At 64.7% G+C, this 1,905-nt stretch carries 2 protein-coding genes; both read right to left on the bottom strand.

Going from position 1 to position 1,905, the window contains the following annotated elements; translation table 11 throughout:
- A partial coding sequence (groL, locus tag Q8Q88_RS05070) for a chaperonin GroEL (RefSeq protein ID WP_305674114.1) occupies positions 1-1,424 on the bottom strand: 1,424 nt, incomplete at its 3' end.
- 51 nt (positions 1,425-1,475) lie between these two features.
- Complete coding sequence (gene groES / locus Q8Q88_RS05065) at positions 1,476-1,790, bottom strand: co-chaperone GroES (RefSeq protein WP_305674113.1); 315 nt, start codon at positions 1,788-1,790, stop codon at positions 1,476-1,478.
- Positions 1,791-1,905: the final 115 nt, after the last annotated feature.

The following is a 1,905-nucleotide window of genomic DNA, read 5'->3' as shown; positions in this document are numbered from 1 at the left end:
GCCGAGGCGTGCTCCAGCACCTTGCTGACGACGATCGAGCCTTCCACGCCAGCGTTCTCGGAGATTTGGCGGATCGGAGCTTGAAGCGCGCGCCGCACGATGGCGATGCCCGCGTCCTGATCGGGGTTGAGGCCCTTGAGGCCGTCCAGGGCCTTGGAGGCCTTGAGCAGGGCGACTCCGCCGCCGGGTACGATGCCTTCCTCGACCGCCGCCCGGGTGGCGTTGAGAGCGTCGTCCACACGGTCCTTGCGTTCCCTCACCTCGACCTCGGTTGCGCCACCGACCTTGATGACCGCGACGCCGCCGGCCAGCTTGGCCAGGCGTTCCTGCAGCTTTTCCTTGTCGTAGTCGGAGGTGGTGTCTTCAATCTGGGCCTTGAGCTGAACGATGCGACCCTCGATCGCCGCCTTGTCGCCGGCGCCGTCGACCACGGTGGTGTCGTCCTTGGTGACGGTGACCTTCTTGGCCTTGCCGAGCATGTCGAGGGCGACATTCTCCAGCTTGATACCGAGGTCCTCGGAGATCACCTGGCCGCCGGTGACGATGGCGAGGTCTTCCAGCATGGCCTTGCGACGATCGCCGAAGCCCGGCGCCTTGACGGCCGCGACCTTCAGGCCGCCGCGCAGTTTGTTGACCACCAGGGTGGCCAGGGCTTCCCCGTCGACGTCCTCGGCGATGATCAGCAACGGACGGGCGCTCTGGACCACGGCCTCGAGCAGAGGCAGCAGCGGCTGGAGCGATGACAGGCGCTTTTCGAACAGCAGGATCAGGGGCTCTTCGAGTTCGACTTCCATCTTGTCGGCGTTGGTGATGAAGTACGGCGACAGGTAGCCACGATCGAACTGCATGCCGTCGACCACCTCAAGCTCGGTTTCGAGGGTCTTGGCCTCTTCGACGGTGATGACGCCTTCATTGCCGACCCGCTCCATAGCCTTGGCGATCATCTCACCGACTTCGGTGTCGCCGTTGGCGGAGATGGTGCCGACCTGGGCGATCTCGTCATTGGTGGTCACCTCGCGGGAGGAGGCCTTGATGCTCTCGACCACCGCGACCACGGCCTTTTCAACGCCGCGCTTGAGGTCCATCGGGTTCATGCCGGCCGCCACCGACTTCAGGCCTTCGACGACGATGGCCTGGGCCAGGACCGTGGCGGTGGTGGTGCCGTCGCCGGCCTTGTCGCTGGTCTTGGAGGCGACCTCGCGGATCAGTTGGGCGCCGAGGTTCTCGAACTTGTCTTCAAGTTCGATCTCCTTGGCGACGGTGACGCCGTCCTTGGTGGAGCGCGGGGCGCCGTAGGATTTCTCGATCACCACGTTGCGACCCTTGGGGCCCAGGGTGACCTTCACCGCGTTGGCGAGGATGTTGACGCCGCGCAGCATGCGGTCGCGCGCGTCGGCGGAGAAGTGAATTTGTTTGGCGGCCATCTGCCTGCTCTCTCGAAGAAGCTAGGGACTGAAAGGGGGCTTGGGAACTGCCTAGGCGGCCTTGGCCTGGGCGGGGACGGGCTCGATGACGCCGAGGATGTCGGACTCCTTCATGATCAGGAGGTCCTCACCGTCGATCTTCACTTCGCTGCCGGACCATTTGCCGAACAGGATGCGGTCGCCGGCCTTCACATCCACGGGGACGCGCTTGCCGTCCTCGTCGCGAGCGCCCGGACCGACGGCGACGACCTCGCCTTCCTGCGGCTTCTCCTTGGCGGTGTCGGGAATGATGATCCCGCCCTTGGTCCTTGCTTCTTCTTCGATGCGTTTGATGACAACGCGGTCGGCAAGCGGACGAAACGCCATGTTCAGGTCTCCTAAATCAGGCGGCGGCTCGCGCGCTTGCGGCCGGTTTGGCACTCGAACACAGGGAGTGCCAACCGCGCGCTAGAGATGACATGGTGGCCGCAGAATGCAAGAT

This window comes from Phenylobacterium sp. (assembly GCF_030697925.1).
Taxonomy (GTDB): Bacteria; Pseudomonadota; Alphaproteobacteria; order Caulobacterales; family Caulobacteraceae; genus Phenylobacterium.
The sequence above is the reverse complement of the archived record's forward strand: the minus strand, read 5'-3'. Positions and strand labels throughout refer to the sequence as shown.